Source organism: Streptomyces sp. NPDC060064, assembly GCF_042736455.1.
GTDB lineage: Bacteria > Actinomycetota > Actinomycetes > Streptomycetales > Streptomycetaceae > Streptomyces.
The window spans coordinates 1-6,754 of record NZ_JBHWWF010000090.1; the positions used below are offsets into that span (position 1 = coordinate 1).

General features: G+C 68.5%; 4 protein-coding genes and 1 pseudogene. All 5 read right to left on the reverse strand.

What is annotated here, in order from left to right:
- Positions 1-162: 162 nt before the first annotated feature.
- Positions 163-1,545: pseudogene (locus tag ACFWDI_RS40590) on the reverse strand (alpha-amylase family protein); the annotation flags it as partial.
- 318 nt (positions 1,546-1,863) lie between these two features.
- Complete coding sequence (locus tag ACFWDI_RS40595) at positions 1,864-2,934, reverse strand: LacI family DNA-binding transcriptional regulator (protein ID WP_385312083.1); 1,071 nt, start codon at positions 2,932-2,934, stop codon at positions 1,864-1,866.
- A complete protein-coding gene (locus ACFWDI_RS40600) occupies positions 2,919-4,586 on the reverse strand; it encodes a glycoside hydrolase family 13 protein (protein WP_385312085.1) in 1,668 nt (555 codons plus the stop codon). The genes ACFWDI_RS40595 and ACFWDI_RS40600 overlap by 16 nt, the downstream gene beginning before the upstream one ends.
- A gap of 100 nt (positions 4,587-4,686) precedes the next feature.
- Positions 4,687-5,613 carry a sugar ABC transporter permease gene (locus tag ACFWDI_RS40605; RefSeq protein WP_385312087.1) on the reverse strand — a complete coding sequence of 309 codons (927 nt, stop codon included), beginning with the start codon at positions 5,611-5,613 and terminating at the stop codon, positions 4,687-4,689.
- Between the two features lie 60 nt (positions 5,614-5,673).
- Entirely contained in the window at positions 5,674-6,672 is a 999-nt protein-coding gene (locus ACFWDI_RS40610) for a carbohydrate ABC transporter permease (RefSeq protein ID WP_385312089.1), read from the reverse strand.
- Positions 6,673-6,754: the final 82 nt, after the last annotated feature.

Consider the following 6,754-nt stretch of genomic DNA (forward strand, 5'->3'; position numbering starts at 1 on the left):
GAATTTCCGCCGGTCCGGCGGAAATTCAGCCCCGCCGGCGATTGAGGCGCGGGGTCTGGGGCGGAGCCCCAGGTCGGACGGTGCCAAATCAAGCCCCGCCGGCGATTGAGGCGCGGGGCTTGGGGCGGAGCCCCGACAGGAGCCCCGCCCCAGCAAGGGCTAGCCGCAGGCGCGGGCTCCCGCGTGGAGCGCCACCGCCGTGTTCGGGGGCAGCGTTGCCGTGAACTGGCCCGAGGTGCTGACCGTCACCGGACGGCCCGACTGCACATCGCAGTAGCCACCCGCCGGCAGCGACGTCTGGAACGTGCGGGTGAGCGACGACGACTCGTGGTTGATGGCGAGGTACGCCTTCGAACCCCGCCCGAACGCGATCTGGTCCCCGCCGTTGTCCCACCAGTTGACGACGCCCTGACCGCGCGCCGTATTGCGGAACGCGACCATCGACTTGATCTCCGGCCAGGCGTGCTGGCACTTCCAGCCGTCCTGCCAACAGGCGTTCACCGTTCCGCCGTTGGGCGGTCCCGCGTCCTTGTCCGACCACTCGTATCCGGAGTGGATGTCCGGCGATCCGTACGGCCACGCCAGCATGAAGACATTCGCGAGCGTGTAGTTGGCGCCGTCCTTGTAGTTGAGGGTGTCGCCGCCGCGTTCGGTGTCGTGGTTGTCGACGAAGACCCCGGACCTGCCGGACTCCATGTACCCCCACCCCTCGCCGTAGTTCTTCAGATAGGCGAGGTTCTCGTTGTTGAAGACCCGCTTGAGGTCACGGGCGTACCGGAACTCCTGGACGTCGCCGTTGCCCAGGTACTCGCTGGGCGAGACCGCCTCGCCCGCCCCGTGGATCGCCTCCTGCTTCCAGTACACGCCGGGATTGCTGAGCCTGGACTTGATGTTGGCGAGGTCCGCGGCGGGTATGTGCTTCGCGGCGTCGATACGGAAGCCGTCGACGCCCAGCGAGAGCAGGTCGTTCAGATACGTGGCGATTCGGCCGCGTACGTAATCCTCACCGGTGTCCAGGTCGGCGAGCCCGACAAGCTCACAGTTCTGGACGTTGGCGCGGTCACCGTAGTTGGTGATGTTCGAGCGGCAGTCGTCCATGTCCGCGCCGGAGTAGGTGCCGGGGTAGTTGTACTTCTCGTACGAGGTGCCGCCGGTACCGGTGCCGGCCGCCGACGCCATGTGGTTGATCACGCTGTCGACGACGACCTTCACACCCGCCGTATGGCAGGTGCTCACCATGCTCTGGAACGCGGCGCGGTCGCCGAGACGGCCGGCGATCTTGTAGCTGACGGGCTGGTACGAGGTCCACCACTGCCCGCCCTGAATGTGCTCCTGGGGCGGAGAGACCTGGACATAGCCATAGCCGGCCGGGCCCAGGGTGTCGGTGCACGCCTTCGCGACCGACGTGAACTTCCACTCGAAAAGGACGGCCGTGACGTCCTTGTCCCCCGGCGGGGTCGCCTGCGCGGCGCCCGTCGGTGCAACCACACTCACCGCGGCGCCCGCCACAAGGGCGAGCGCCGCGGCCAGAGGTCTGCCGGCCATTTTTCCTCCTGCATGGGGGGAGGTGCGGGTGACGGAGCAGCCTTGTCCGGCAACGCGCCGTGCCCGTAAGGCCTTTGAGGGTTCTTGCTGCAAGGCAGCAGAAAGTTATTGCGGTCGCGACCGTACGAGCCTCCCCGGCCCGGGGTCAACCCTTCGGACACACTCTCGTAGCACTGCGGAAATCTTGCCGTTTCCCAACTGCAAGACCTTTCGCAAGCCTTGCAGGGGTGCTACTTTCAGCCATGGCTCCGGGCCGGCCGGCCGGGGGGCCGGCAAGTCCGGTCCCCACGCGCTCGGCCGGCCGGTCCGGTTACGCGTCTACCGACGCGCCTGCGCGGTGGTGCCCCGGACCACGAGTTCCGGCTGGAACACATACTCCGTGCTCTGTACCGGACTTCCCTGCAGCTCCTCCAGCAGCGCGCCGACCGCCGCGGCCGCCATCGCCTTCACCGGCTGGCGGATCGTCGTCAGCGGCGGATCCGTGAACGCCACCAGCTGCGAGTCGTCGAACCCGACCACCGAGAGGTCGTACGGCACATCGAGGCCGCGCTCCCGGGCCGCCCGGACTACGCCGAGCGCCATCATGTCGCTGCCGCAGACAATGGCGGTGCACCCCTTGTCCAGCAGCGCACCGGCCGCCGCATGGCCACCCTCGACACTGAACAAGGAGCGCTGGACCAGCTGTTCGGCCGCGGCGCCTGTGTAGCCCAGGATGGAGGCGAGGCCGTCCAGAAAGCCCTCGGTCTTGCGGTGGGCCGGCACATAGCGGCCGGGACCGATCGCCAGACCGATCCTCTCGTGCCCCAGTTCGGCCAGATGGTGCACAGCCATACGCATCGCCGACCGGTCGTCGCAGGAGACGCAGGGCGCGCTGATGCGCTCGCTGTACCCGTTGATGAGGACGAACGGAACTCCCCGGGCGACGAGTTCGGCGTACCGCGTGTGATCGGCCGAGGCGTCGGAGTGCTGTCCGGACAGGAACACGATGCCGTTGACGCCGCTCTCCTGGAGCTGTTCGACCAGCTCGTCCTCGGTCGCGCCGCCCGGCAGCTGGGTGCAGAGCACCGGGGTGTAGCCGTGTCCGGCCAGGACCTGCTCGATGGCCTGGGCGAACGCGGGGAAGATCGGGTTGATGAGCTCGGGGGTCAGCAGGCCGATGAGACCCGCACTGCGCTGCCGCAGCCGTACGGGCCTCTCGTATCCGAGCACGTCGAGCGCCGCGAGCACCCGCTGACGGGTGCCGCTCGCCACGCCCGGTTTGCCGTTCATCACGCGGCTCGCGGTCGCCTCGCTGACCGAAGCCTGAGCCGCGATGTCCGCGAGCCGCGGGGCGGTGCCGGTCTGGACGGCGCCGCCCCGCGACGGGGGAATCGTCACACCGTCCACCACACAGCGGTGTCCGCGGGCAGCTCGGCCTCGCCCTCGGCCGTCCGAACAGCGCTGCCGGCCAGCAGTACGCGGCCGGGTGCCGGTATCCGTACGGCCGTGCCCGTCGTATTGACGGTGCAGACAAAGCCGCCTTCCCGGCGGAAGGCGAGCACGCCCTCGGGCGCCTCCAGCCACTCGACCGCGTCGCCCGCGCCCAGCGCGGGGTGCGCACGGCGCGCCGCGAGGGCGCTGCGGTACAGCTCCAGGGTCGAGTCCGGGTCACCGGTCTGCGCCTCGACACTCAGCCCTGCCCAGCTGTCCGGCTGGGGCAGCCAGCTGCCGCCCGCGCCGAAGCCGTACGACGAGCCCTCCGCGGTCCACGGGATCGGCACCCGGCAGCCGTCGCGGAAGCCGTCCTGGCCCTCCGTGCGCCCGAAGGCCGGGTCCTGCCGGACCTCGTCGGGCAGGTCGGTGACGTCGGGAAGACCGAGCTCCTCGCCCTGGTAGAGATAGGCGGATCCAGGCAGCGCCAACATCAGCAGGGTGGCGGCGCGGGCCCGTCGCAGTCCCAGCTCCCGGTCGCCGGCCGCACGGATCTGGGTGCCCGCCGGCGGGCCCGCGAAGCGGGTGGCGTGGCGGGTCACATCATGGTTGGAGAGCACCCAGGTGGCCGGGGCGCCAACGGGCCGCATGGCGTCCAGCGACTCGTCGATCACCCGGCGCAGCTCGTCCGCGACCCAATGGGTGCCCAGGTACTGGAAGTTGAAGGCCTGGTGCAGCTCGTCGGGGCGCACGTAGTTGGCGGTGCGCTCGACGGTGGGTGTCCACGCCTCGGCCACGGCGATGCGGTCGCCGGGGTACTCGTCGAGGATCTTGCGCCAGGCGCGGTAGATCTCGTGGACGCCGTCCTGGTCGAAGAAGGGCATGACATCGCTGCCCAGCAGTTTCAGCTGGTCGCTGCCGCCGATGTCGGGCAGGCCCGGCGCCTTGACCAGGCCGTGGGCGACGTCGATCCGGAAGCCGTCGACGCCCATGTCGAGCCAGAAGCGCAGGATCGAGCGGAACTCGTCCGCGACGGCCGGGTGTTCCCAGTTGAAGTCGGGCTGCTCGGGGGCGAAGAGGTGCAGATACCAGTCGCCGGGGGTGCCGTCGGGGTTCTCGGTGCGCGTCCAGGCGGAGCCGCCGAAGATGGACTCCCAGTCATTGGGCGGCAGTTCGCCGTTCTCTCCCTTGCCGGGACGGAAGTGGTAGCGGTCGCGCAGCGCGGATCCCGGGCCCTCCTTCAGTGCGCGCTTGAACCATTCGTGGGCGTCGGACGAGTGATTGGGCACCAGGTCGACGATGATGCGCAGCCCGAGTTCGTGGGCGTCCCGGATCAGCGCGTCGGCGTCCAGCAGCGTGCCGAACATCGGGTCGATGGCGCGGTAGTCGGCGACGTCGTAGCCGGCGTCGGCCTGCGGGGAGGCGTAGAAGGGGCTCAGCCACACGGCGTCGACGCCGAGTTCCTTGAGGTACGGCAGTCTGCTGCGGATGCCCGGAAGGTCGCCCATGCCGTCGCCGTTCCCGTCGGCGAAGCTGCGGGGGTACACCTGGTAGATGACGGCGTCTCTCCACCAGTCCGCGGAAGCCGCGGGCAGGTCGGCGTGATGGGCGTCAGCCAGGTACTGGGTCATTCTCGATCCCTCTGAGGCTCGGTACAGCGATTCGGGCGAAACGTCGGGCAGCAGGGCGCACCCGGCCGGTCAGGGAGCCGGGTGCCCCGGTTCGTGGGGGTCAGGATTTGGCGGCGCCGGCGGTGAGGCCGGTGACCAGGTGACGCTGGACGAGGTAGAAGAACAGCGACGCGGGGATGGCGATGAGCACGGAGGTCGCGGCCATCAGGTCCCACTGGGTGTCGTGCTCGCTGATGAAGGTTTTCAGGCCGATGGCGAGGGTGTACTTGTCGTCACTGAGCATGAAGACCGACGCGTAGGCGACCTCGGCCCAGGCGGTGAGGAAGGTGTAGAACGCGGCCACCGCGATACCCGGCCGGGCGAGCGGCAGGATCAGCCGGTAGAAGGTGCCGAACGGAGTGAGTCCGTCGATCCGGCCGGCTTCGTCGATCTCCGCGGGGATGGTGTCGAAGTACCCCTTGAGCAGCCAGGCGCAGTACGGGATCGCCGTGGTGCAGTAGACGAGGATCAGGGCCCAGTAGGTGTCGAGCAGACCCAGGTTCGCCAGGATGTTGTAGAGCGGCACCATCAGGATGGCGACCGGGAACATCTGAGTGATCAGGAAGGTCCACATCAGCTGACGGTGTCCGGGGAAACGCATCCGGGAGACCGCGTAGCCGGAGCTGGCGGCGATGAACACGCCCAGCAGGCACGTACCGAGCGCGACGATCAGCGAGTTGACGAACCACTGGAGGAACGACGTGTCGTTCAGGACCGTCGTGTAGTTCTCGAAACTGATCTTGTCGGCGATGTCGCCGGGGTGGAGGAAGTCGGTCTTGTCCGGGCCGAGCGAGATCCAGGCGATCCAGCCGATCGGGAAGGCCGCGATGAAGCTCGCGATGATCAGCGCGCCGTGGATCAGCAGGGATGCGGAACGGGGGCGCTCTCCGCGCCTCAACTGCCTCTTGCCCGAGGCGCTCTTGCGGGGCGGGCCGGCGGTGGCCGCCTCGGCCGCTCCCGCGACCCGGACATCTGCTGTGGTGCTCATGGGGTTGGCCCTCTCTTTCGTCATGGCTGGTGCTGATTGCCCGGTGGCCTGGGCGGACCGTCAGACGGCCTTCTCGTTGCGGGCCAGCCAGCGCCGGTAGAAGGAGGCGAAGACGATGAGCATCGACAGGATGATGACGCCGTACGCGGCGGAGCCGGCGTAGTCGCGCGGGTCCTGTCCGAAGCCGAGGCGGTATGCCCAGGTGACGAGGATCTGGGCGTCCGTGCCCGAGTTGTTGCCGAACAGCAGGAAGATGACGACGAACTGGTTGAAGGTCCAGATGACGCCGAGCAGGACGACCGTGCTGCTGACCGAGCGCAGGCCGGGCAGCGTCACATACCGGAAGCGCTGCCAGGGGGTGGCGCCGTCCACCTCGGCGGCCTCGTAGAGCTCGGGCGGGATCGACTGCAGTCCGCCGAGAAGAGAGACCATCATGAAGGGGACGCCGACCCAGGTGTTGACCATGATGGCGGCGGTCTTCTGCCAGAACGGATCGCTGAGCCAGGCCGGGGTGGGCAAGTGGGCCCATTCCAGAGCCATGTTGAAGACACCGCCGTCGTCGGCGAGGATCAGCCGCCAGGCGAAGACGGTGACAAAGGTCGGCACCGCCCACGGCAGGATCAGGACCATCCGGTAGAAGGTGCGGCCGCGGATCTTACGGTTGAGCAGCAGGGCGAGGCCCATGCCGATCCCGTAGTGCAGGGCCACACAGATGACGGTCCAGACGATGGTCCATATGAAGTGGGGCCAGAACTGGTGGTCGCCCCCGGAGAGGATCTCCGTGTAGTTGTCGAAACCCACCCACGAGAAGCTGTCGGGGATCTCGTTGACGCCGATCGTCCGGCCGACGTTGTTGCTGTTGGCATCGGTCAGCGACAGATAGATGCCGCGCACCAGGGGGTAGAGCACCAGCACGCCGATGACCGCGACCACCGGGGCGACCATCGCCCAGGCGTACCAATTCCGGTTGTACGAATGCCTGATACGGCTCATCGGCCCGCGACGCGGCCCGGCGCCACGCTGGGTCTTTCGGCTTCCGCCCTCGACGGCGACGGTCATCTTCGACACCTTTACGACAGATTCTCAGCAGGGTGTGCGGCCTGGTGGGTCGGCCCGGGGGGCGGCCCGTACCCCACCGGCC